Origin of the sequence: Aliiglaciecola sp. NS0011-25, assembly GCF_040370605.1 — a bacterium.
GTDB classification, from domain to species: domain Bacteria; phylum Pseudomonadota; class Gammaproteobacteria; order Enterobacterales; family Alteromonadaceae; genus Aliiglaciecola; species Aliiglaciecola lipolytica_A.
The window spans coordinates 24,940-49,892 of record NZ_BAABWR010000008.1; the positions used below are offsets into that span (position 1 = coordinate 24,940).

A 24,953-nucleotide genomic window follows, 5' to 3' on the forward strand; every position below is an offset into this window, starting at 1 on the left:
GCATCGGGTTTGTTATGATCATACTAGAATTTTATTGAAATAGATTAATGATGCTAGAAATAACCACCCCTACTATTTTTTTTCCTGGAACTTTGTGTGATGAGCGTATTTGGATCCCTTTATGGAAAAAACTGAATCTTGCCCAACGTAGTTATGTGCCTTTGCAGTGGGCCGATACATTAGAACAAATGCAGGCATTGAGCAGTGACCGTATAAACAGCTTTGAGCAAAAGGTTCATTTAGTCGGCTTTTCCATGGGCGGCTATATTGCGGCTTTAACCGCCTTGCAATTCCCAGATAAGGTAGCCTCTTTAACCTTAATTGGTTACTGTCCTGACGGCCTCAGCGCACAAGAAGTTCAGCAGCGTAAAATGCTGATAAAAATGATAGATGACAAAAAATCGGTAACCATGAACCAAGCCAGACTTGCACACTTTTTCACTCAAACTGAAATGAGAAACGCAGATTTAGTTGAGATAGTAAAAGACATGGAAAGTGATCTTGGCCCTAGCGTATTGAAAGCACACGTTCAATCAACGACGCCAAGGCCTGACCTATCGCCGAAATTGAAAACAAGTACCTTTCCGATTCATTTTATAGCAGCAGAATTGGACCAAGTAGCACCTGCTCAAGCAATTGAAGATTTTGCCAATTCATTAGCCAATGCAGATTTTAATCTCATCAATGGCACTGGACACATGATGCTATTGGCTGAACCTGATTTAATCGCGAAGCACTTGCACAAGTTATTATTCTAGCTTGGTTTCCCCCATTAAATCACCACGGCATGGCTAAATGCTAGGTTTGCGCTAGTGCAGGTATTCATTCTGAGGTAAAATGCCGCCCCATTTTAGAAAAACAATTTTTAGATAAGAGACAACATTTGCATGAGCCAGTTTAAAACTCAAGAAGAAGCCGAAGCAGCAGGCGTATACGTTCAAAAAGTACGTAGCTTTGTTAAGCGAGAAGGTCGTTTGACTAAGGGCCAAGCTAAAGCCCTTGAAGAGTTTTGGCCAACAATGGGTTTACTCCATGCAGACGGAAAATTGGACTTTACACAAGTATTTGGACGCGCTGCTCCGGTTGTTTTGGAAATTGGTTTTGGTATGGGTAAATCTTTGGTTGAAATGGCTGCCAATGAACCAGACAAAGATTTTATTGGAATTGAGGTGCACAGACCAGGTGTAGGTACATGTATGGCTGATGCCCACGAACAAAACGTAACTAATTTACGTGTTTACGAGCATGATGCAGTAGAAGTATTGGCAGATTGTATTGCCGATGAAAGTATCGACCGCCTACAGTTGTTTTTCCCTGATCCATGGCACAAAAAACGTCATCACAAGCGTCGCATCATTCAGCCTGATTTTGTTCAGAAACTTCGTTCTAAATTGAAAATAGATGGTGTGTTCCACATGGCAACCGATTGGGAGAATTATGCAGAGCACATGCTTGAAGTGATGCAATCAGCAGAAGGCTTCAAAAACTTATCGGAAAGCCAAGATTATGTCCCGCGACCAGATAACCGACCACTGACAAAGTTTGAGCAGCGTGGCCATCGCCTAGGACACGGCGTTTGGGATCTGATGTTTGCGAGGGTGAACTAATGTTATCGACCACAAGCCAAGTGCTTGTGCGTAATAAAGAGCAATTTGCAGAAGGTAGGTGGCTGTTTGTTAACCCTCCTGAAGCAGACATTTTCTCAGCATTAGATAATCCAAATATTTTTGGTTTCCATCAATTTTATGACGTATTTCAACAATGTCCGAAAAATAATAAACATTTATTTTCTGCACATTATCCTGTTGCGCTAAACCATAATCAAAACCCCGAAAAGCCAAACAGTGAGTTGTTTGACGGGGCTGTGATTTACATGCCTAAGTCGAAAGAGCACGCCGCCCTGTTAATTGCCAATATGGCTGCATGCGTCAAACCATCTGGAAATATCTTTTTGGTTGGGGAAAATAAATCCGGCATCAAGAGTGCTGATAAATTGTTTGCTAAAGTTTCCCAACGAATAAACAAAATCGATTCGGCTCGCCATTGCAGTTTATATTGCGCTTACATTGAAGAAAAACACAGTTTTGACATCACCAAATTTGTTCAATACAAAGATATTCAGGTAAATGACGTAGTATGCAAAATTGCCTTTTTACCTGGGATTTTTAATACAGGTGCACTCGATCCTGCTAGCCAACTTTTGATTGAAAACCTACCTGAAAAGCTAACAGGAAAAGTACTAGATTTTGCATCTGGTTCGGGGGTCATTGGTTGTTTTGCAGCAAAAATCAATCCTGAGATTACGCTGACACTATGTGATGTAAGCGCTTTGGCAACTTACTGTAGCGAACTAAGTTTGTCGGCCAATAATCTCAAAGCTAATGTTATTGCTTCAAATGGATTGGCTGAAATTAGCCACAAATTCAACACAGTATTAACCAATCCTCCGTTTCATACTGGGATTAAAACTGACTATAGTGTAACCGACAAATTTATCAAAGAAGTGAAGTTCGCGTTACTTCCAAAAGGCACATTAATGTTGGTGGCTAATCGCTTTTTACCCTATCCAGATATAATTAAAGGTTCGTTGCCAATGGTCTCAACAGTGGCACAAACTTCTAAATTTAACCTTTACAGAGCGCAAAAATAGAATACAGTTATTTATATAACCCATTTATCTAAGTAACTGAGTTGGTCACCTACTCTTGGGTGCCACTTGCTAGACACTCAGGTCGTCATGTAACCTGCTACTCAGTTTAAAGTAATAGTTACTTTATTCTCAAGTTTATGAATTGGAGAGATAAATATTGAAGATTCTTTTTGTAGTATCCGAAGTAGAAGACTTAGCTAAAACAGGTGGTTTGGCCGACGTGGCTAAAGCATTGCCAATCGAGCTTAAAAAACTAGGTCATGATGTCATCATAGTGATGCCCTATTACAAGCTATTAGCAGATAAGTTCGATGCGCCCATAGTCGCTTCTCAAGGTATTGTTTCAGGTAACAAAACCTATTCATTCAACGTCCGTCAATTACATATTCAAGATGTACCGGTTTTTGCTGTGGACTTCCCCGAATACTTTCATCGGGATGGTTTTTACACTGACGGCTATCACGCTTTTGCCGACAATGCGCAACGTTTCGCATTTTTTGCTGATGCTGCTTTAGCGACTAGCCGAGCCATCGATTTCCAGCCTAACATCGTGCACTGTAACGATTGGCATACTGCCTTAACACCGTATTTTTTGAAGACCGACAACAGCGGCTTTTTTGAACACAGCAAATGCATTCTAACCATCCACAACGGCGCTTTTCACGGTACTCATCGTATCGATCAAATTCCTTATGTAAGCAATCATTCTGAGTTACATAACCAGCTCGACGGAGACGCATTAAACTTTCTTAGAATTGGGATTCGCTACGCCGATAAAATTAATACGGTAAGCCCAAATTATGCGGTTGAGCTGTTAACTACCTTAGGTAGCCACATGCTTTACAATGAATTTACTGCGCGAAGAAAAGATGTGTCAGGTATTTTAAATGGATGTGATTACAGTCAATGGGATCCAGCCACCGACAAGTACATTCCTGCGAATTTTGACGTAAATAACCCAGCAGGGAAAACCGAATGTAAACGAAAATTGCAGGAAACCTCTGGCTTCGAACAAAAACCTAATGTGCCATTAATTGGTATGGTTTGTCGTCTAACCGAACAAAAGGGTTTTGGTTATATACTGCCAATTTTAGAAGATTTATTGCAACACAATGTACAACTTTTAATTGTTGGAACAGGCGACCCTTCAATAAGTGAAGTGCTGCATAGACATGCCCAAATACATCCAGACAAATTTATTTTCATTGAGACATTCAGTGTTGAATTGGCTCACTTGTTGGAAGCTGGCAGCGATTTCTTCCTAATGCCTTCTTTGTTTGAGCCTTGCGGCTTGAATCAAATGTATAGTTTGGCATATGGCACCTTGCCTATCGTTCGAGCCGTGGGTGGATTGAAAGATACGGTTATTGACGTTATTCATCAGCCGGATATTGCCACAGGCTTCGTATTTGAACACCCAGACAGTTCGGCGTTGCTTGGTTGTATTTACCGAGCTCTGTTGCATTACTACGAATACCCAGATAGCTTTAATGAAATGAAACTACGCGGTATGAATACTCGATTTACTTGGCATCAAGCAGCCTTAGAATATGAGGCGCTTTATCAGTCATGCTAACAACTATTACCTCAGGTCGTTTTAACAGTATTTTACTGACTCTGTCGCTTCTCTGGTGCATTAGCTATTCAGTTAATGCACAAGATAGTTTGCCAGAAAAATGCATTCAACTGCCTGAACGCACTAGTGTTTGCCCGAATATTTTGTACAAACGCTCGCCTGTTGATGTACCGCAGTTTGCGATCAAAGAAGGAGAGATTTTGTGTATTTGTATGGCCGACTTTGACTCTTTGCGCATACCCGCTACTGATGATGCCGGCAAGGTAGACCAGATAGTGTCTTTAACCAGAGCCTCTGTGAAATTGAATATTGACGAAAAAACCTTACTTGAAATAATTCGAAAATAGTGAAAAACACATATTTAGCCCTTGGCCTATAATTCTTTCCACTTTTATGAGCCTAAGTGTTTTCTTTTTAAACAATTTATATCACTATTATCCCTAGCAGCAGACTTGCCATCATAAGAAGCAGATTAACTATATGCTAACAGGCGGAAAAAATTTATCTTTAAAAACCCTGATTGTTTGGGTGGTAATGGCCATCACAACATCGGCGCTTGTTGTTACCTCTAGCATTTCATTAATCAATCAAATTACTAATTACAAAAATGAACTCATTCAACAAGTTATCATTTATGCTGAAATTATCAGTAACAATGCAATCTCGAGTTTAGAATTTGATGATGATTTAATAGAGGAAGAAAATTTACAAATATTAAAAGCTGCCACATTCATTGAAGCTGTGCATATTTACAGAGTAGTTGAAGGGCAAAATCCCACTTACTTCACCAGTTACAACCGTCCGGACCAAGCTCGAACGCCACCAATGTGGAAGCACATTGAGGACTTTAAAACGCCAGTTCAAACAGATAACAAATTCGAATTTATTAAACCAATTAAATTAGACGATAAGATTATCGGTTACGTGTATTTGCGCGTATCGGCAGATATTTTAAACCAATTGATTTCCAGTTCCATTGTCACCACCTTCGCCGCGTTACTCATTATATTGATAATTTGTTACCTGCTGACACTACGTTTACAAAAAACACTGGCAAACCCAATAATTAATTTAGCCACTTTAGTTCAGCGTATTTCCAGACAAAGAGATTACAAAGGTCGAGCCGAGAGTACCAACATCAAAGAGCTAGATATTCTTGGGTCTGCATTTAACGATATGCTAGATCGTACTCAGCACTATCTAAAAGAACGAGATTTTGCCGAACAAGAACAGCGAAAATTGCATGCCAGTCTAGAGGAAAAGGTGCAACTGCGAACTGTAGCCTTAAAAGCAGCGAATCAAGAACTAATTGAAACCTTAGAAAAACTTCATCAGTTCCAACGACAAATGGTCCAAAACGAAAAAATGGCTTCTTTAGGGGACATGGTTGCAGGCGTAGCACATGAAGTTAACACACCGATTGGACTCGGGGTAACAGCCTCAACAATGATGCTAGATAGGCTTAATCATATTGAAAGTGAATTCGAAGCAAAAACATTAAAAGCCAGTACGCTCTCGAAGTTTATTTCTGAGGGACAAGAAAACCTGAGCATTATCTATCGCAATTTGAATCGAGCTGCAGAGCTTATCTCCAGCTTTAAACAAGTAGCTGTTGATCAATCAAGTGAAAGCAATCGTGTATTTGCCTTTGCGCAATTACTGGATGAGATTTTGATGTCCATGCGCCCTAAACTTAAAAAATATAAACACGTAATAAGTGTTCATTGTCCAAACGACCTATATATTGAAACCAAAGCCGGACCAATTAATCAGATTATTATGAATTTAGTGATGAACTCAATCACTCATGGCTTTGAATTTATGGATGAAGGTAAAATCGACATATATATTGATTTAGTTTCAGAAAATAAAATAAAAATACGCTATGTGGATAATGGCAAAGGCATTCCAGAACCACTAAGGAAGCGGATTTTTGATCCATTTGTGACCACTAAACGTGGACAAGGTGGCAGTGGTTTGGGAATGCATTTGGTCTACAACTTAATTACCCAAGCACTGAATGGTTCTATCACCATCACCAGCGAAGTAGATAAAGGTGTTGAATTTACAATCCTTTTTCCGGTGAGAATAATCGACCCAAAAACTTTGGCAAAGGGTTCTTAAATTATGATTTTGAGAATAATTATTTTCATCACTGTGACATGGAGCACTATTGTTTATGCGCACAACAATGATTTTGAAGTGTCCGCAACGTCAATTCGTTCCACCTTCTTTTTACATGTGGTCAACTATTCGAAGTGGCAACAGTCTTTCATGAGTTTAAAGTTTTGTTTAATAGAGCAAGAGTCTCAAAAACACTATTTAATGCTAAATGAATCAGATTTACTGAATCATAATAAAAAACAGATACAGCTCCAACAAGTAGACTCTCTACCTACTGCTATTGAACAAGGCTGTAACTATATATTTGTCGATAAGTCGAGCGAGTCCAAAACTTTATACAAAGATTTGAAACAAACAAGCTTATCTATTGTCACTATTGGAGAAACTATATCTTTTATTAAAAACGGGGGATTGCTTAGCCTTATTGAAGAGTACGACAAGATAAGGATTTACGTAAATAAAGAGCAGTATGCCGATTCTCCCATAAAGTTTAGTGCAAGACTACTAAAGTATGCAAATTTCACTGGATAATAGCCTGATTTATAGATATTTTCTGTTAAACTAAATATATTGAAATAAAACGGATAAAAACAATGACGCCCAATATACTAATTGTTGAAGATGAAGTAGTAACACGGACTACTTTGAAAAGCTTATTTGAAGCTGAAGGTTATAATGTATTCGAAGCTGAAGATGGCAGCGAAATGCATGATTTTTTCGAAAATAACAACATTAACCTAGTTGTTATGGATATAAATTTACCTGGAAAGAATGGGCTGATACTTGCTCGTGAAGTCAGAGATCGCAAAAATGTCGGTTTGATATTCTTAACCGGCAGAGATAACGATGTTGACCGTATTTTAGGATTAGAGATCGGCGCGGATGATTATTTAACTAAGCCATTCAACCCTAGAGAGCTAACGATTAGAGCGCGAAATCTTTTGAATAGAACGCTCAGCAACAATGAAGATGACGATCTTCCAAGTCGCGTAAGCTTTAATGGTTGGATTTTAGATGGTGATAGTCGCAGTCTAATATCTCCTAGCCAAAACGAATTCCGTCTCCCTCGTAGTGAATTCCGCGCGTTACACTTGTTCCTAAGTAACCCTGGAAAAATCCTAACAAGAGAGCAGTTGATAATGGAAATGACAGGTCGTGAATTGCGTCCTAATGACCGTACTGTTGACGTAACAATCCGTCGTATACGTAAGCACTTCGAATCAGAAGTCAACTCAGAAGATTTGATTGTAACCATTCATGGAGAAGGCTACCGCTTCTGCGGCACCGTTGACATGTAATCGTTTCAATTTGACGTATTAGACACCGTAAAAAAGGGCTTATTAAGCCCTTTTTTACTATCTGATGAATCGCTAATGGTCACTAATTAAACGCAAATTTACCTAACTTTTTCCGTTTAGAAAGCAGAATGTTAGATGACATACAATCGATTCAAATAGTGCTTTAACTGCCAGCGAGTTGCATTTCACTTACTAAGATAGATCCTGTGTGGATACTTCCTCGAGTTTCAGCCACAGAACCAACGGCAGAAATGTTCATCAACATGTCTTTTAAGTTACCAGCAATGGTTATTTCGTGAACGGGATATTGAATCACTCCATTTTCAACCCAAAAGCCAGCCGCACCTCGAGAATAATCGCCAGTAACGATATTCACGCCTTGGCCCATTAGTTCAGTGACTAACAAGCCTGTTCCCATTTCCTTTAATAATGCATCATCAGAGTGGCCAGTATGTTTAATCAACCAATTATGAATACCACCAGCATGGCCATTAGTCTGCATCCCCATCTTTCTCGCCGAGTAACTGGTTAAAAGATAATGGTTCAATACACCCTGACTCACTATAGTCATATCTTCAGTTTTAACACCTTCATTATCGAAAGGTGAGCTGGCAAGCCCCGATTTAATATGCGGACGTTCGAGTATTTCAAACCAGCTAGGTAAAACTTGATTACCTAAACTGTCGAGCAAAAAAGATGACTTCCGGAACAAGCTGCCGCCACTAATAGCACTAACAAAATGGCCAAGTAGACCCGCAGCGACATCACGATGAAAAATAACCGGTATTTTAGCCGTCTTCAATTTACGCGCATTTAGTCTGCTTAGAGTAAATTCTGCGGCTTCTTTTCCGATTTGTGCGGCAGGCGTCATCAAATCGGCTTGACGATTAACGGTATAACTATAGTCGCGCTGCATATCACCGTTATCTTCTCCGATAACGACACAACTTAAACTGTAGCGACTACTTGGATAACCACCAATGAACCCATGACTATTGCCATACACCTTCATACCAATATTAGCGTTGTATGAAGCACCGTCTGAATTGGTAATTCTAGGGTCGAAGCCCAAGGCTGCCTCTTCGGCTAAAATAGCTTGCTGAATCCCGTGTTGCGTATCGAGTTCAATCGGATGGTACATATCCAAGTTTGGATAGTCATAGGCCATTAAAGCCTCATCAGCAGGACCTGAGTAGGGGTCTTCACTGGTGTACTTAGCAATTTCACAGGCTTTTTCTACTGCTAAAGTCAGCGCATTTATACTCAAATCTGCAGTTGATGCACTGCCCTTACGTTGACCAAAATAAACACTGATACCTAAACCACCATCGTTGGTGAATTCAACTGTTTCTACTTCTTTTAACCGAGTGGATACGGAAATCCCCTCAACTTTCGACATGCTAGCTTCTGCATGACTGGCCCCTTTCTGCTTAGCCAATGCCAAAACGTCTTCAACTGCTTGTTGAATTTGGGCTAATTGTTGCTCCATTTGCATATAAGACTCACTTTCTATGCACAACTTTTAATGCTGTGCGCTATTAGCTGGGTTACAATTGGCATAGTGTAACATTAAAGACATTATCATGAGCGATACGAATTTTACCGGAAACGGCCCAGAACAAGAAATTAAAAGCAAAACCCAACTTAAGCAGGAAAGTCTTGCTATTCAAAAATTGGGGGAAGCACTAGTTGAGCTAGGTGCGGCTTCATTATCTAAAATCCCTATGGATGAAGAGTTAACCGAAGCAGTTGAACTAGCTCGTAGAATCAATAAGAAGAAAGATGGTTACCGCCGTCAATTACAACTAATTGGTAAGCTGATGCGGCATCGAGATACCCAGCCTATCCAGTTAGCTCTAGATCAGTTGCAATTAGCTCATCGCCAACAAACTGGCAAGTTCCATCATGTAGAAGAAGCGCGAGACAAAGTATTGCAGGGTGATAGAGGCATTGATGTGTTAATCAACGAGCACCCAGAACTAGATCGCCAAAAGTTAAGACAATATTCTCGTCAGGCTAAAAAACAGCAAGAACTAAATAAGCCCCCCAAAGCCGCACGTGAATTATTCCAATATTTAAAAGAAATGTTGTAGGCGGGTGCTTTAGCCCCGCGCAGGATTTGGATCATTCCTCCTGTAGGCGGGTGCTTTAGCCTCGCGCAAGATTTGGATCATTCCTCCTGTAGGCGGGTGCTTTAGCCCCGCGCAAGATTTGGATCATTCCTCCTGTAGGCGGTTGCTTTAGCCCCGCGCAAGATATGGATCATTCCTCCTGTAGGCGGTTGCTTTAGCCTCGCGCAAAATTTGGATCATTCCTCCTGTAGGCGGTTGCTTTAGCCCCGCGCAAGATATGGATCATTCCTCCTGTAGGCGGGTGCTTTAGCCCCGCGCAGGATATGGATCATTCCATGGCCTGAAGGCCATGCTACAGAGCCCGCTAGATTGACTGAACCTTCCATGGCCTGAAGGCCATGCTACAACGGCCCGCTAGATTGATTGATCATTCCATGGCCTGAAGGCCATGCTACAACAGCCCGCTAGATTGATTGATCATTCCATTGCCTGAAGCCCATGCTACAACAGCCCGCTAGATTGATTGGAGCCCATGTTATAGGGCGGTTCCGCCTACGGTTAATTCGTCGACTTTAAGGGTGGGCTGACCAACGCCTACCGGCACGCTTTGACCGTCTTTACCACACACGCCAACGCCTTTGTCTAGGCTCAAATTATTACCTATCATCGAAATTTTTTGCATTACTTCAGGGCCATTGCCAATTAGCGTTGCGCCTTTGATTGGAGTGGTAATTTTGCCATTTTCAATCAAATATGCTTCTGAGGTCGAGAATACAAACTTACCCGATGTGATATCTACCTGCCCACCACCAAAGTTAGGCGCATAAACCCCTTTGTCGATACTACTAATAATCTCTTCAGGGCTATATTGCCCCTCTAACATAAAGGTATTCGTCATTCGCGGCATAGGAAGATGAGCATAGGACTCTCTACGTCCGTTTCCTGTAGGATTAACACCCATCAATCTAGCATTTAATTTGTCTTGCATATACCCGGTTAAAACACCGTCTTCAATCAAAACATTTCGTTGTGTTGGTGTACCTTCATCATCAACGGATAATGAACCACGGCGGTCAGCCAAAGTTCCATCGTCAACTACAGTTACCCCTTTAGCGGCGACTTGTTGTCCCATTTTTCCACTAAAAGTTGAAGCACCCTTACGATTAAAATCACCTTCTAAACCGTGCCCTACAGCTTCGTGCAATAATACGCCCGGCCAGCCAGCTCCCAAAACAACAGGCATCAAACCTGCGGGGGCATCAATTGCCTGCATGTTTACTCTGGCCATGTGGATTGCTTCATCAGCTAGTACTTGATAACGCGTTTTATCCCCATCAGATTGTAAGAAATATTGGTATCCATAACGTCCACCCATACCGGCACTACCGCGCTCTCTTCTTCCATTGTTTTCAATTAAGATAGAACAATTAAGTCGAATAAGTGGCCGTATGTCGGTAGTAAAAGTGCCATCTGTAGCAGCAATTAATACTTCTTCATACACCCCACTAATGCTCACAACGACTTGGGTAGCTAAGGGCTCGTTATCTCGAATATATTTATCAACATCCTGCAATAAGGTGATTTTTTGATGTTCTTGCATACCAAGGATGGGATTCTCAGCAAAATACCTTGCAGATGATTGTTTGGGTGCGCTGGCAGCAACATTGAAACTACCTCCAGTACTTGCGATGCTGCGAGATGCTTTTGCCGCTTTAGTCAACGCTTCTTGGCTAATATCATCAGAGTAGGCGAAACCGGTTTTTTCACCGCTAACTGCGCGCACACCTACGCCTTTTTCAATATTATAGCTACCGTCTTTAATTATTCCGTCTTCCAATACCCAACTTTCATGCTGACTAGATTGAAAATAAATATCGGCAAAATCATTTTGATGCTGACAAATCAGATTTAAGGCGGATACGACCTTATTGGGATCTAAATCTGCTGCATATAATAAATTTTCTTCGACCAAATTAGACAAGGTAACTCCTGAATTGATTATGTTGCTGAACTGGCATGTTAGTGCGAATTCTACTGATTTCGCTGGGATCAAACTTAGCACTGACTGCGCCACTGCCTGTTTCTATCTCAGATAAGATTTCCCCCCAAGGAGAAATCACGCAAGAATGTCCGTAAGTCTCGCGACCGTTGGCATGGATACCGCCTTGATTAGCTGCAACCAAATAACATTGTTTTTCTATGGCTCTGGCTTTTAATAGAGGCTCCCAATGAGCTCTCCCCGTTGCGCGGGTGAAAGCGCTGGGTAACACTAATACGTCAATCTCGCCCATAGCGACAAACATGGCAGCAAAGCGGATATCATAACATACAGCCACACCAATTTTGCCGAAAGGTGAATCAACGACTACAAGTTTGTCACCAGCTTGGGTATATTTGGATTCAAGATAATTGCGGGTGCCATCTTCAACTTGGACATCAAACAAATGGATTTTTTGATAATCATCTACACGTCGCCCAGTATCATCAAAAATTAGGCAGGTCGCTGTATATTTACCTGATTTCGAAGTAGTAATTGGCATAGTTCCGGCAACCAACCAAACTTTGTATTTTTTAGCCATTGCCGACAAAGCTTCTTGAATAGCACCTTCTCCAAGCTCCTCTGCAATTAACAATAACGCAGCATCACCAGCCCCAAAACACGCGAAACATTCCGGCAATACAATTAAGTCACCAGGTTGCTGCTGAGCAATATATTGTTCAACGTGTTGTAGATTGACCGATACATCTGGACTTGAAACTAACTGACATGCGACTAAATTGGCCATTACTATCCTCTCGTATCATTGATTTGCAAATTAACTCTCTCTTCGGGAAGAACCTGAGGAGGAATATCTTCATCATCGAGTTCTATGGGCGTATTTCTTGCGGGTAACGCAACTTCTTTACTTTTTCTATCCAACTCTGTCAGTATCGGTTCATCCAAAGTACCGGTTACTGAATATTTCACATTGGAGATGACTTTGGCCTCGGTGAGAACTTGATCAATCGCCAGCGCCGCAATCGCGGTAGCAGGATTTACCATCCAATACACTAACAAGGGTAAACTTGACGTCACGTTCGGCGTAAACTCAATGCGGTAATTCAACTCCTTCGTGGATAAGTCAGTGTAACCTGCAATTAACATTTCCCCTGCAGCACCGTCGATTACCACGTCTTGGGTTTCCGCTTTGCCGTCGACTATTTGCATGGAGCCACCCATTTTGTCGTAGAAAAACCCTTTTGCAAATACATCTCTGAAGTCCAAACTCAACTTTCTAACTAACGATTGCAGACTCAATATACTAAAAATACGAGAGCCTTTATCACTCACATCAGATAAATAACCGTCAGTTAATCGCCAATCAATGTTACCCCCGAGGCTTGATAACGAAAACTTGTGAGGGGCATCTTGCCAGTTTAAATTAAACTTAAAGTTTGCTTTAGAGTCTTTAATCCCCGAATCAAAACCAAACCCTTTGAGTAAAGCACCAAAATCAGGACTGCTGAGTTCACCTTTCAAGTCGGTACTTGAACCTTGTTCACTAATAAACCAGTCACCGCTAGCATATAAAATACCATTGCTGTTATTAAACCTCAGATTGTCAATTTGCATACCTGTGGGGGCTCTAGATAGTGAAAAATCGACTTTCCCTAAATCATTGCCAAACAATTTGCAGCTCTTACAATCGAAACTAACGGGCGGTAAGTTTTGCAGCATCGGGGCTTGCGATATGGCACTTTCCTCACCTTCATGCCACTGAGCTAAATCAATAAAATCAGCTTTTATATCAACACCGCGGTTCAACCAATCATCATATAAGGTGACTTTGGCTCGAATCTGATCCGCATTGAACTCCAGTAACCAGTCATCGCTAGAGTGCTTGGCCACTAACTCTAATTGATTGATTTTTTGTCCTGCTACAATCATGGTTTCGGCATTGACATAAACTCGTTGAGGCGCAGTTAATATAGGACGGTCATTGCCACTTGGTAAATCACTTATTAAGGTTGAAATAGCTTGATACCAAGCGTCAAAATCAGTGTCTTTTACTTTTGCCGAGATACTAAACCCCAGCCCCATTGCCAAAGTTTCACTCTCACCGATAGATAAATGCGCACGAGAAAACTGCATTGTTTCATGGGGTAGAACCCCCTCAAAGGAAATAGAATCGCCGAGAGATAGACTAAAATTAGAAGCTTGATTATCGCCGTTCCCAGTCACGAACAACTGCTTTTCTTGCTCGCTGCTTTTGCTAAATGGTGCAGGTAAACTTGATGTCACCCCTTGTAAATTACTCACCAACTCAAATTCATAAGCATAGGTGTCTTTATGTAAAGTTAGTTGCGTATTTGCCTGCCACGCACTATGTCCAGCTAGATACTTATTCATGCTCGGCTGGTGATCCCGCAATAACGGCTGTAACTCCCAATCACCTTGAATTTCTATATCTGCTTTGTAAGCCCCATTTGGATCCGAATAGCCGTCGAAATTTGCAGTGATTTTTTGCTCAAACAATTCCCCCTTAAGACCATTAAAATTAACCTTTTCATTGGCAAATGAAACCTCACCCACCATGTTTTTAAAATTCAAATTAAGGCTAGGTAAATAGACTGGGTTGCCGTTCAAAGATACTCGGCCTTTAGCCATAACGTTATTGCCTGACAAGGGGATATGCAGATCTAACTTGGTTTGAAGTTTTCCACTAACATTAACGCCTTCGGTTAAAACAGTGCCTAAACTGTTAGCCAAAAAACTGTCTAATATTAGTTCATTTATATCTGCGCTTTGTGCACTCACGTTAGCGTCAATATTTAGCACGGCTCCATTGCTTAGCTCTGGAATTTCTGCCGATAACTGAGATAGGGCGACATTTTTCAATTTGCCTTTATGAGCTAACATTGCCAGGCTTTTGTTTTCAAATAGTAAATCCACATCCAAATCGGTTAATGCTGGCCAGTCAGGTGCAAACTTAAATTCGCTGTCGTTGACGTCAATACTTATCTGAAATATACCTTGGTGATTTGCAAACGGAAACTGGCTAAGCGAACCTTGCCAAAGCACGTTTGTGGAAGCTAACTCTCCGCTACGCATTGCCCCCTGTAAGTACGCTTTAGTTTCAGGCCCCATGTAGTGATCAGGAAATAAATTTTTAGCCTGTTCAACGCTCAGCTCACCGATATTAGCGATTAAATCCAGTTGTTTGTCCTTGCTATCAAAGGCCATCTGCAGATCTAAGTTTAAATCGCTACCTTGTAATGAGAAGTTAGGTATATCAACCACCACTCCTCGCGGTTGCCAATCGAGGAAAACATCAAAATCGATAGATTGATAACTGAGATTTTTGTCTAACGTATTGTCTGCTAAAAACTCTCCTTCAGCACCAGAAATAGACAATTTAGCGAGGTTATCAAACATCCTAAAACTGCCAGCAACGTTAGTCACTCCAGGTACCCCATCCACTTGATTCCAGCTAACTTTAGAGAAATTAGCGCTGGCTGAAAATTGCTTACCGAAGACAATGGCTAAATCATCAATTCGCGCATTGGGTTTGAGTTGTTCGATGAAGTCAATTGCTTCCTTATCAAATGCCAATGGCAATACAGGCAACAAGGTACGGATATTGACCGGGGTAGTCGTTTGGAAATGAGTCAGCCCATTGCGGCCAATGTGCCCCGTCCAACTGGTTAATAAACTTTGTTGACGAGATTCTAGAATCAGGTCGTCGATATTAATTAACCAACCCTGTTCATCCGGCACACCACGAATACTTCCGCCAACTATCGCGGCATCAACCTGACTTTCCGGTGAGGTCCATGAAAACTCACTTTTATTCAGCATCATTTGCACGTTTTCAATACGATTTTCTTTCAACTCAGCCCAAAATGTAAAGTTCCCCCTACTTTGGGTTAGCTGATTTTGGGTACGAATCAATTGGTTTAGCCAAGGTGACATATCAAGTTCTTCACCGCGGGCGTAAAAAGTACCACTAAGATTATCTTTATTACCGACTAAATCGAGACTAAAGGTTGTGGAATTATTGGCTAACTCCACCACGCGCAATAAACCTGAACCTTGGTGGCGGTCGTCTTTATTAAGCCAGCTCAATTGCTGTATTTGAATTAATTGCTGATCGTAGCGCGTGGTGACATCAATCACACTATTACTAATTGAAAAACGCTGCAATTGTTGTAGAAATAAGTCTTCCAGCGCATCAACCACTGGAAATTCGCTTTCTGAACTTTGAATTCGCGCTAAATTAACGGATAACGCCAAGCCACTTAACTCAAAACGTCGGGATTGAATCTGTCGGGCCACTATGGTGCCCCAAAAATCGATCTCGATTTGCGTATCTTCAATTTCTAGACCAATGGGAGATTGTTCGTCTTGTTGAAGTTTAATGTCTTTGAGTATCAAAGAAGGGCCACTTTTGGCCCAATTTGCGCTGAGTTGACCAATAGTTAGATTGATACCATAACGATTACTTAGCCAAGATTCGATTCGGTGCTTATGGTCGTCCATATAAGGCAACGAAAAGCGGATAACACTTAGGCTCACAGCCACCAGCACCAGCAGAACAGCTGCTAGCGTCCATAGTTTTCTAACTACGTAAGCGGCATAGAATGAAGTGGGTTTCACATCATTACCACATCGAATTTGTCTTGGTTATAAAGCAATTCAGTTTGTACCTTTATTTGTTTAGAAACAAAAACCTCTAATTCAGCTAACATATGGGACTCTTCGCCCATTAAAGCTTCGGCGACGGCTTGGGATGCATAAACCACAAATTTATCTGCGTCATAAGCGCGGTTAACTCGCACAATTTCGCGCATAACTTCAAAACAGATAGTTTCTACGGTTTTAATTGAACCTCTGCCCTTACATACTGGACATTCGCCACACAATATATGCTCCAAACTCTCTCGGGTGCGTTTACGGGTCATTTCGATTAAACCTAAAGCGGTAAATCCATGGATATTGGATTTAGCCCGATCTTTACTGGTGGCAGATTCTAAGCTGTGCATTACTCGACGTTTATGATCTTCGTCGCTCATATCAATGAAGTCGATTAGAATCATCCCACCAAGATTTCTTAATCTAAGTTGACGGGCGATTGCTTGAGTAGCTTCTATATTGGTGTTGAAAATGGTTTCTTCGAGATTACGGTGCCCTACAAACGCACCAGTATTTATATCAATAGTGGTCATTGCTTCAGTCTGATCGATGATCAAATAGCCACCGGATTTCAATTCCACACGACGTTCCAATGAACGTTGCGCCTCATTTTCAACATCATACAAATCAAATATTGGGCGTTCGCCCTGATAATATTCCAGCAATTTATTCAGCTCAGGAACGTATTCTTGGGTAAAGTGCTGTAACTCTTGAAATGATAATTTAGAGTCGATTCTGATGCGGTCTAATTGAGTACCCACGAAATCCCGCAATACTCGTCTTGCTAAAGGCAAATCTTCGTATAAAACATTACCTTTTCGACCTTTCATGCGCGATTGAATTTTCGCCCATAAACGTTTTAAAAATTCTGCGTCTGAGATAAGTTCTTTTTCTTGCACACCCTCGGCAGCCGTACGAAGGATAAATCCGCCATCATCACTGCAATATTCCTGTACTAAAGATTTCAGCCGTTCGCGCTCTGCCTCATCTTCAATACGCTGCGAGACCCCAACATGGTCAACACTGGGCATAAAAACCAGATAACGGGAAGGAATAGTGATATCTGTAGTAAGCCTAGCCCCCTTAGTACCAATAGGATCTTTCACCACTTGTACGACTATGTCTTGACCATCTCGTAGCAAGTCTCGAATGTCTTTTTTAGCAATTGAGGTAGTCGACATTTCGTCGCTAACTTCATTGTGGAAGGCAATATCAGAGGCATGTAAAAACGCAGCTTTATCTAAACCAATATCCACAAAAGCAGCCTGCATCCCAGGTAAAACCCGACTCACTTTGCCACGATAGATATTCCCCACCAAACCACGCTTGGTGTGACGTTCCACATGAATTTCTTGCAAAATACCATTCTCAATCAAAGCAACTCTTGATTCAGAAGGGGTTACGTTTATCAGTAATTCAGCACTCATACAGCTTAATACCTGCCTGTTTAATTAATTCACTGGTCTCATACAAAGGTAACCCAACCACTGCGCTATAACTACCATTGATATGTTTTACAAAATTCCCTGCGAAACCCTGTATTCCGTAAGCTCCGGCCTTATCTTGCGGCTCACCAGTTTGCCAATACCATTGCATTTCAGCTTCAGATAATAATTTGAAACGAACGGCAGTTTCCACTATAAAATGTTCGGTACCTAAATGGTTTTTTAGGGCAACCGCGGTCTTCACTTTATGTTGCCTATCACTTAGTTGCTGCCACATCTGCCGAGCATGCTGAAAATTGTCTGGCTTTCCTAACACTTGCTCTTGATTACCACTATCCACAACCACAATAGTATCGGCACCTATAACGCCATCCACCTGCGTATGTTGACGCCAACCTTGTTGTGCTTTTTCAATAGCCAATCGTATAACATAATCATTAGAGTCTTCGTTTGCTAATTGAGTTTCATCAATATCAACATTTAGTGTAGTAAATTTTACGCCAAGTTGACTTAATAGCTCTTTTCGCCTCGGAGATTGAGATGCTAGCAATAACATGTGGGGCCTTAAGTGATTCTGAATTGCCGTCTGACTTTACGCAACAGACCAAAAATCCATGGCCACATCAACATAGAGGTCAGAACCGGCCACAGGTAGGTAAACAAGAAGTTCACATCAGTCTGTAGATGTTGCAACCAAAATACGACCAAGTGATATAACGCAGATAAAGTTCCAATAATAAACGCTTGCTGCCACAAAGAGTAATTTCGCAAACGTTGATAATTCGACGCCAAAATAAAGATATTGATGCTCAAGGCAAAACTATGCACGCCTAGGCTGGTTCCCATTAAAATATCTAACACCAGACCGACTATGAATGCCATTCCCACATTAACCCTATTCGGAAGTGCTAATGCCCAATATGACATCACCAATAAAACCCAATCAGGGCGAAATTGCTCAACCGTAAGAGGCATAGGAACAATTTGCAAAATTAACGCAATAATAATACTCAGAAAAATTGCATAATTGCGCAGCTTCATTGGGCCTCCACTGTTGGCGTAGATTGCGGCATTATAGGTTGTGTTGGCGCATCTGCTGGCCACAACAACAATAGATATCTCAATCTATCTAGCTGCGCTATGGGCGTAGCTGTAACCAATGCAAATGGACGACTTTCATCACGCACGATGGAGGTGATAGTCGCGGTCGGGTAACCTTCTGGAAAGATATTCCCTAACCCTGAGGATACGAGTAAGTCGCCTACTTGAATATCAGCACTGTGGGCTACATGTTCCAAAATTAGTTCATCAAACTGCCCTGACCCACTGGCGATAAGCTGCACATTATTACGGGCGTTTCTAAGTGGAATAGCATGGGTTATATCCGCCAACAACAACACTCGGCTATTGGTAGTACCCACTTCCATTATTTGCCCGACAATACCTTTGTCATCCAGTACGGTTTGTCCTTCATAAACCCCGTTTATCGCTCCCTTATCAATGATAATTTGTAAGCTAAATGGATTGTTATCCACCGCCATTAATTCGGTTACCATTTTCTGGATTGGGGCTGAAACAGGCGCTCCAAGTAATGCCCGTAAACGATCATTCTCTGCGGCTAACAAATCGAAGCGTTGTAGCTTTTCAGACATTTTCATCGCTTGCAGGGTTAATTGCTGGTTGTCTTCGAGCAGTTTTTTATGGGTAGAAAACTTTTCAGCCCCTGAACTTAACATTTGCCCAGGTAAGCTGGCAATATACTGAAGGGGGCTAACAATAGAGTTTAAATAGACTTTTACCGAAGCAAAACCGTCATATTTGTGATCAACAAAAATGAGGATAACAGAAACGAATAAGGCCAACGCGAGTCGACTGACAAGTGATGGCCCTCTAGTAAACATGGTATTCATTTAGGCTAAATACCTGTTTGATAATGTTTGTAATAATTGAACGATGTCTAGCACAAATAATCCCTAATTCAGACTATTCGTAGCTAAACAGGTCACCACCATGAATATCGATCATCTCAAACGCTTTACCTCCGCCACGAGCTACACAGGTTAGCGGATCATCAGCGATCACCACAGGAATGCCAGTTTCTTCCATTAGCAAGCGATCCAAATCTTTTAACAATGCACCACCGCCAGTCAATACCATTCCACGTTCAGAAATATCAGAAGCCAGTTCAGGAGGAGATTGTTCAAGGGCAACCATGACTGCAGAAACAATTCCGGTAAGTGGTTCTTGTAAGGCTTCTAAAATTTCATTGCTATTTAGCATGAATCCTCTAGGTACACCTTCTGCCAAGTTACGACCGCGTACTTCTATTTCACGTACCTCTTCACCGGGATAAGCAGCGCCAATTTCATGTTTAATTCGTTCAGCAGTAGCTTCACCTATGAGTGAACCAAAATTACGACGAATATAATTGATAATAGCTTCATCAAACTTATCACCACCGATGCGTACTGAAGATGAATACACCACACCGTTTAATGAAATGATCGCGACTTCCGTTGTACCACCACCGATATCGACCACCATAGACCCTGTTGCTTCAGATACAGGCAAGCCTGAACCAATTGCAGCGGCCATTGGCTCATCGATAAGGTATACGTCTCTTGCGCCAGCACCTAGTGCAGATTCACGAATCGCACGGCGTTCTACTTGCGTTGAACCACAAGGCACGCAAACCAGAACCCGAGGGCTGGGTTTGAGAAAGTTATTGTCATGCACTTGTTTAATAAAGTGTTGAAGCATTTTTTCGGTCACATAGAAATCAGCGATAACGCCGTCTTTCATTGGACGAATAGCTTTAATGTTTCCAGGCGTTCTACCAAGCATTTGTTTTGCTGCAGTACCTACTGCGGCAACACTTTTTGGTCCGCCCGCGCGTTCCTGACGAATTGCAACTACTGAGGGTTCGTTCAAAACGATTCCCTGACCTTTAACATAAATAAGCGTATTTGCAGTACCGAGGTCGATTGATAAATCGTTTGAAAACATTCCTCGAAGCTTTTTAAACATGAACAGACCGCACCCTGTTGGAGATAGACATAATGATCCGCTAACTTTACCAATGCCCCTTTAAATCAGCAAGTAAAGAATAGATTTATCCGGTGTTAACACCAAAAGAATTGTGCTTTTTAGAAGTTTACCGGTCAAATAAGCATTTTAGGTGGGTAGATGGGCGTTTTAGCCTTGAAATATTAATAGTCAATCCATGAGGGAATATTCCATGGCCTGAAGACCATGCTACAGATTTATGATTGTAGGCGGTGGCTTTAGCCCTGCAATGTGGATAGCCAATTCGACAGGGAATATTCCATGGCCTGAAGACCATGCTAGAGATTTGCGGTGGCGATTCTTATTCCACAATTGCATCAACCGCTACTGTGCGACTGGCAGTCACCTTTCCTGCAGTGCAAATTCCGGTACTCTCAAAATGGTAATACTGGGTGGTTTCGTCGACAAACCCTGTGGTTAGAGTACAACTCGAAACACTGAGGCAATTTTGCAAACCAGGCACGGAAGCAAATGAAAAGGTACTCAAACTATCACAGCTACCGGAACCATCCTGAGTCAGTGGAAATGCTTCTTTAATGTTGCGTTCCATTGATGATTGGGCAGCATGTAATGCTCTAGCACCATAAACTTCATGAATCACTGAATCTGCTGAAGCGCTTAAAAGTTTGACCATGGTTAAACCTAAAATGGCCATTACAATTATCACAAACAACGCAATTATGATCATGCTGCCGGATTGTCTTTTAGGGCTGCTTTGCGCTGAGTTAAGGAACATTGGGAATATGTATCTCGTTATTAAAAACAACGAGCTCCTCATTCAATTCGAATCGTAACAGGGTAATCACAAAAGCATTGCGGGTTAAACTCGACTCTGCAATTCGAAATGGCATATCTTGAGTTGAACCAGTCAAATCGTTTTGAATATTTTCCGCCATTAATACCGCTCCAATAAGAGATGTTGATTGCGTACTAGAGGTTGGATACTGTTGTTTACGATAGAGTTTATTATCGGTAATACAAAAACTGACTGGGGCACCTGTAATATATGCTCGTGAGCTGGGTGATTCGGTTTCAAACTGTTCGCTGGATGCCAAAGGAACTAACAACTTTTTAGAATCTGCCGGATCTAATTCAGGCTCGCCCCCCAACAGAAACCTACGGTCAGAGTCAGCATAAACGTCATCTACTGAGGTGGGATAAACGATAATGGATTGACCACTTTCATAACTATAATCATTGATGGCTGCATCGGTCGCAATCAGTGTCACTTGATCAGCAGCAGGGTCAGGCGCTACAGGTAAATCAAAATAAAAGCTACTGAACAAAATGGGGGTAAATTCCAAACACTGAATTGAACTATTACCAGCTATTCGTAAGCTATTTGGAAGTGCATTACTCACTTCTAAGTTCATTCGTTGCACGGCAAAACGTCCTTGGCTTAACAATTTGTCTCGCTCAACCACATCCACATAAATTTCTGTTCCGGTGCGGATAAAACCGGCGATCCCAACCGACACAACACTTAACACCACCAGCACCGTGATTAATTCAATTAATGTAAAGCCCCTAGGTTTGCAGCTTACCATTAGTAATTACTCCGGTACGTCGAAAACTGGAGAGTTTCACCACTTGGTGTAGTCACATTAACTAAAATCAGCTTTGATGACTGATCATTATCTGCAATGCCATCCATATCTCCGTCGTAAGTGACCAATACCGATACGCTGAACCCTGCATATAAGTTTTGGCCGTTCACTAACAGTATTTCACCTAGTGAATTACGGATAATTGCATCGGAATAACCTGCTCCTTGCTGCAAACCATGATAATCATCTACATCATCGAAATTCGAATTGGGATAATTACGAAGCTCAGAACTATCAGGGCCAAAGTTGCCTATTGCAGTGCAAGCAGACTCACCGGCATCATCAAAATCACCATCATCATTTAGGTCATCGTTGCAACGAGTATTATTCTGACTATTTTCGTCATATGCTTTTGCAGTAATTTCTCGAATAAGCGTATTAGCCAACTCCGTGGCCCGCACTTGCATTATAGGATCAACACTTTTGCGGGCTTGAGGAAATATCAAACTGGTAATAAAGGTCAAAGCAATAGCAAAAATCACAATCCCGATAATCAGTTCAATTAAGGTAAACCCCGTTTGATTTTTAGCACTATTCACAGGCATGTATATACCCCTGTGATTCAATGCATACCGACACCGCACTTTCGCCTTGCAAGATCACTTCAATATCGCTAGCACAAAAACCACTGCCAATATTTGCGCAACCAAATCGGTTAAACAGTATGCTACCGCCACCACTGGTGATAGTTACATTATCAGCATCCATTTCGTCTATATTAGCGACAACATACGCAGCGTCTTCAGAGGTATCTATAGTCGTCGCACAAGAAAGTGCTCTGTTGCTGTTTTTGTAAACAAGTGTAGGGGGACCGAAAGAAGAGTTTGCTCCTGTAAACACGTTTACTTGGAAGCAATAACTGTCGCGAGTATCGTTCATTGCACGTTGTTGCATAGTGCGCAAAGAAGAAATAAGTCGCGCTTGGTAGGTGTATTCAGCCAAGCCCTCGCCAGTTTGGAAGCGAGGAGCTACGACTACGGTAAGAATACCAAGTATAATAATTACCACAACCAGCTCCACTATTGTGAAGCCAATTGCACTTCTAATATTTGATGATGTTCTCACCGTTATTCATCTGCAAAAACCAGTTTTACTTGGCTTTGCTGATTAACAACCAGTATCGACTACTGTAATAACAGGTGCGCTATTTGCGTTTTCCGCATCAGTGTAGATAACGTGACATTCATCGTCAGTGTAGTCTGTTATTGTTGAACCAGGCGCAATCCCAAAAGAACCTTCATCAGGCGTAGTAGCGCCTGCAGCACCAACGACAAAATTGAAGTCTGTACCAATATCCAACTGTACCCAACCGGCTAGCATTGCTTCTGTCATCAACTCAGCATCTGGGTAACCAAAGTCAGTTTGAACATCAACACCACTGACAGATACTTCTGACGTATCATCACCAGCATTGGCAACAGTTTGCTGACCAGCGATCGCTGATTTAGCATAAACCAGTTGTGCGCCACTTTGCATAGCCGCTTTCACTCCCTTGAGAGTAGATGCGGTAGCATCACTGCTTAAGTCAATAAATCTTGGTGCGGCAGTCACAGCCAAGATACCTAAGATCACAATGACTATGATCAATTCTATTAATGTAAATCCGCGTTGTTGTTGCATGGTAGTATCCTCATTTTAAATTCTATAATGTCAAAATTTCAATCTGTTTTAAACAACGATATAGCTAATATAAGTATGTTTAACTATACACAGTTATTTTTTTTAGTTATTAGGCTTTAGTTTAATTATTACTAAAAACAACAACTTGGCCAATTCTAGGGTCGTATATAAAACCGTTACCTGAATTTCTATCAGTCGGTTCTACCGTTAAATTCTTAATCGTTTGAGTCAGGTAGTAGAAACATAAGTCGTTACCACCAGAACCTTGTCCGTCACTCGAATTAGTGAAATAACGATAGTCTTCAAAAGGCAGATCATTCCAATCTGAAGAGATTGTAGGTGCACTTTGCATAATCAAATTAAACGTACTTTCACAATCTAAGTTATTAATATTGTCATCTTCACTACTAGAGTCATTACTGAGTTGTCCAGTGGGGTAGCCTGTATCTTTGTCAATTCCGACTTGCACACCATCAATCACCACAGAAGTACTATTTGTACCAAAATTTTCCTCTGGGCGTCCCTCTAATTCCCAAGCAGCTCTGACTAAACCAACACCTGTCGCAAAACCACCGGCCACGCCTTCAACAGTCGCATCTTCAGCGTCTTTAGTGATATCTAACATTCGTGGCAATGCGGTAGCTGCAAGCAACCCCAATACTATGACCACTACGACCAGTTCGATGAGGGTAAAACCTCGTTGTTTAGTTTGCATGATTAACCCACCTTTTAGCTGATTAGAGGTATTATTTGAAAAATTCATAATTGACCTCCATTTAGTACCTATTATTAATTTATATAATTAGTTTGTCACAATTTATT

At 41.5% G+C, this 24,953-nt stretch carries 24 protein-coding genes; 9 read left to right on the forward strand and 15 right to left on the reverse strand.

Features of this window, described 5'->3' with window-relative positions:
- Window positions 1–47 precede the first annotated feature (47 nt).
- From ABWV72_RS08435 to arcA, 8 genes are all read left to right on the forward strand, one after another.
- Entirely contained in the window at window positions 48–758 is a 711-nt protein-coding gene (locus ABWV72_RS08435; RefSeq protein ID WP_216050451.1) for an alpha/beta fold hydrolase, read from the forward strand.
- 129 nt (window positions 759–887) lie between these two features.
- Window positions 888–1,607: a tRNA (guanosine(46)-N7)-methyltransferase TrmB gene (gene trmB, locus ABWV72_RS08440; RefSeq protein WP_216050452.1), complete on the forward strand. Its 720-nt coding sequence runs from the start codon at window positions 888–890 to the stop codon at window positions 1,605–1,607.
- Window positions 1,607–2,650: a methyltransferase gene (locus ABWV72_RS08445; RefSeq protein ID WP_342806617.1), complete on the forward strand. Its 1,044-nt coding sequence runs from the start codon at window positions 1,607–1,609 to the stop codon at window positions 2,648–2,650. Before trmB ends, ABWV72_RS08445 begins: the two co-directional genes overlap by 1 nt.
- A gap of 157 nt (window positions 2,651–2,807) precedes the next feature.
- Window positions 2,808–4,226, forward strand: coding sequence for a glycogen synthase GlgA (gene glgA / locus ABWV72_RS08450; RefSeq protein WP_216050454.1), 1,419 nt, complete (start codon window positions 2,808–2,810; stop codon window positions 4,224–4,226).
- Complete coding sequence (locus ABWV72_RS08455; protein WP_342806615.1) at window positions 4,220–4,573, forward strand: hypothetical protein; 354 nt, start codon at window positions 4,220–4,222, stop codon at window positions 4,571–4,573. The genes glgA and ABWV72_RS08455 overlap by 7 nt, the downstream gene beginning before the upstream one ends.
- Window positions 4,574–4,706: 133 nt before the next feature.
- Window positions 4,707–6,350 (forward strand): ATP-binding protein, encoded by a 1,644-nt coding sequence (locus ABWV72_RS08460; RefSeq protein ID WP_502902132.1) that lies wholly within the window; start codon window positions 4,707–4,709, stop codon window positions 6,348–6,350.
- 3 nt (window positions 6,351–6,353) lie between these two features.
- Complete coding sequence (locus ABWV72_RS08465) at window positions 6,354–6,881, forward strand: YfiR family protein (protein ID WP_353369955.1); 528 nt, start codon at window positions 6,354–6,356, stop codon at window positions 6,879–6,881.
- Window positions 6,882–6,943: 62 nt separating this feature from the next.
- On the forward strand, window positions 6,944–7,648 hold the full coding sequence (gene arcA / locus ABWV72_RS08470) for a two-component system response regulator ArcA (RefSeq protein WP_216050458.1): 705 nt from the start codon (window positions 6,944–6,946) through the stop codon (window positions 7,646–7,648).
- A gap of 163 nt (window positions 7,649–7,811) precedes the next feature.
- Here arcA and pmbA read toward each other — a convergent pair whose 3' ends face one another.
- Complete coding sequence (gene pmbA / locus ABWV72_RS08475; RefSeq protein ID WP_216050459.1) at window positions 7,812–9,143, reverse strand: metalloprotease PmbA; 1,332 nt, start codon at window positions 9,141–9,143, stop codon at window positions 7,812–7,814.
- 88 nt (window positions 9,144–9,231) lie between these two features.
- On the opposite strand from pmbA, the gene yjgA reads away from it, so the two are divergent.
- On the forward strand, window positions 9,232–9,741 hold the full coding sequence (gene yjgA, locus ABWV72_RS08480; RefSeq protein WP_216050460.1) for a ribosome biogenesis factor YjgA: 510 nt from the start codon (window positions 9,232–9,234) through the stop codon (window positions 9,739–9,741).
- Between the two features lie 514 nt (window positions 9,742–10,255).
- Here yjgA and tldD read toward each other — a convergent pair.
- From tldD to ABWV72_RS08550, 14 genes are all read right to left on the reverse strand, one after another.
- Complete coding sequence (tldD, locus tag ABWV72_RS08485; RefSeq protein WP_216050461.1) at window positions 10,256–11,701, reverse strand: metalloprotease TldD; 1,446 nt, start codon at window positions 11,699–11,701, stop codon at window positions 10,256–10,258.
- On the reverse strand, window positions 11,694–12,506 hold the full coding sequence (locus ABWV72_RS08490; protein ID WP_216050462.1) for a carbon-nitrogen hydrolase family protein: 813 nt from the start codon (window positions 12,504–12,506) through the stop codon (window positions 11,694–11,696). Before ABWV72_RS08490 ends, tldD begins: the two co-directional genes overlap by 8 nt.
- 2 nt (window positions 12,507–12,508) lie before the next feature.
- Window positions 12,509–16,357 (reverse strand): YhdP family protein, encoded by a 3,849-nt coding sequence (locus tag ABWV72_RS08495; RefSeq protein ID WP_353369959.1) that lies wholly within the window; start codon window positions 16,355–16,357, stop codon window positions 12,509–12,511.
- On the reverse strand, window positions 16,354–17,820 hold the full coding sequence (rng, locus tag ABWV72_RS08500) for a ribonuclease G (protein ID WP_216050464.1): 1,467 nt from the start codon (window positions 17,818–17,820) through the stop codon (window positions 16,354–16,356). Before rng ends, ABWV72_RS08495 begins: the two co-directional genes overlap by 4 nt.
- The gene (locus ABWV72_RS08505) at window positions 17,810–18,394 is read right to left on the reverse strand and encodes a Maf family protein (RefSeq protein ID WP_216050465.1); all 585 of its coding nucleotides are present in this window, start codon (window positions 18,392–18,394) and stop codon (window positions 17,810–17,812) included. The genes rng and ABWV72_RS08505 overlap by 11 nt, the downstream gene beginning before the upstream one ends.
- Before the next feature lie 8 nt (window positions 18,395–18,402).
- Entirely contained in the window at window positions 18,403–18,879 is a 477-nt protein-coding gene (gene mreD, locus ABWV72_RS08510; protein ID WP_216050466.1) for a rod shape-determining protein MreD, read from the reverse strand.
- On the reverse strand, window positions 18,876–19,748 hold the full coding sequence (gene mreC, locus ABWV72_RS08515; RefSeq protein WP_303502259.1) for a rod shape-determining protein MreC: 873 nt from the start codon (window positions 19,746–19,748) through the stop codon (window positions 18,876–18,878). The genes mreD and mreC overlap by 4 nt, the downstream gene beginning before the upstream one ends.
- Window positions 19,749–19,821: 73 nt before the next feature.
- On the reverse strand, window positions 19,822–20,865 hold the full coding sequence (locus ABWV72_RS08520; RefSeq protein ID WP_008843593.1) for a rod shape-determining protein: 1,044 nt from the start codon (window positions 20,863–20,865) through the stop codon (window positions 19,822–19,824).
- A 340-nt stretch (window positions 20,866–21,205) separates the two neighbouring features.
- Complete coding sequence (locus ABWV72_RS08525) at window positions 21,206–21,538, reverse strand: type II secretory pathway protein (RefSeq protein WP_303502210.1); 333 nt, start codon at window positions 21,536–21,538, stop codon at window positions 21,206–21,208.
- 91 nt (window positions 21,539–21,629) lie between these two features.
- Complete coding sequence (locus ABWV72_RS08530) at window positions 21,630–22,451, reverse strand: prepilin-type N-terminal cleavage/methylation domain-containing protein (RefSeq protein ID WP_353369963.1); 822 nt, start codon at window positions 22,449–22,451, stop codon at window positions 21,630–21,632.
- Entirely contained in the window at window positions 22,451–23,056 is a 606-nt protein-coding gene (locus tag ABWV72_RS08535; protein ID WP_353369965.1) for a type IV pilus modification PilV family protein, read from the reverse strand. Before ABWV72_RS08535 ends, ABWV72_RS08530 begins: the two co-directional genes overlap by 1 nt.
- Window positions 23,043–23,519 carry a prepilin-type cleavage/methylation domain-containing protein gene (locus ABWV72_RS08540; RefSeq protein ID WP_353369967.1) on the reverse strand — a complete coding sequence of 159 codons (477 nt, stop codon included), beginning with the start codon at window positions 23,517–23,519 and terminating at the stop codon, window positions 23,043–23,045. Before ABWV72_RS08540 ends, ABWV72_RS08535 begins: the two co-directional genes overlap by 14 nt.
- A 99-nt stretch (window positions 23,520–23,618) precedes the next feature.
- Window positions 23,619–24,131, reverse strand: a complete 513-nt coding sequence (locus ABWV72_RS08545; protein WP_353369969.1) for a prepilin-type N-terminal cleavage/methylation domain-containing protein — start codon at window positions 24,129–24,131, stop codon at window positions 23,619–23,621.
- A 121-nt stretch (window positions 24,132–24,252) separates the two neighbouring features.
- The gene (locus ABWV72_RS08550) at window positions 24,253–24,894 is read right to left on the reverse strand and encodes a prepilin-type N-terminal cleavage/methylation domain-containing protein (protein WP_436792314.1); all 642 of its coding nucleotides are present in this window, start codon (window positions 24,892–24,894) and stop codon (window positions 24,253–24,255) included.
- Between the last annotated feature and the right edge of the window lie 59 nt (window positions 24,895–24,953).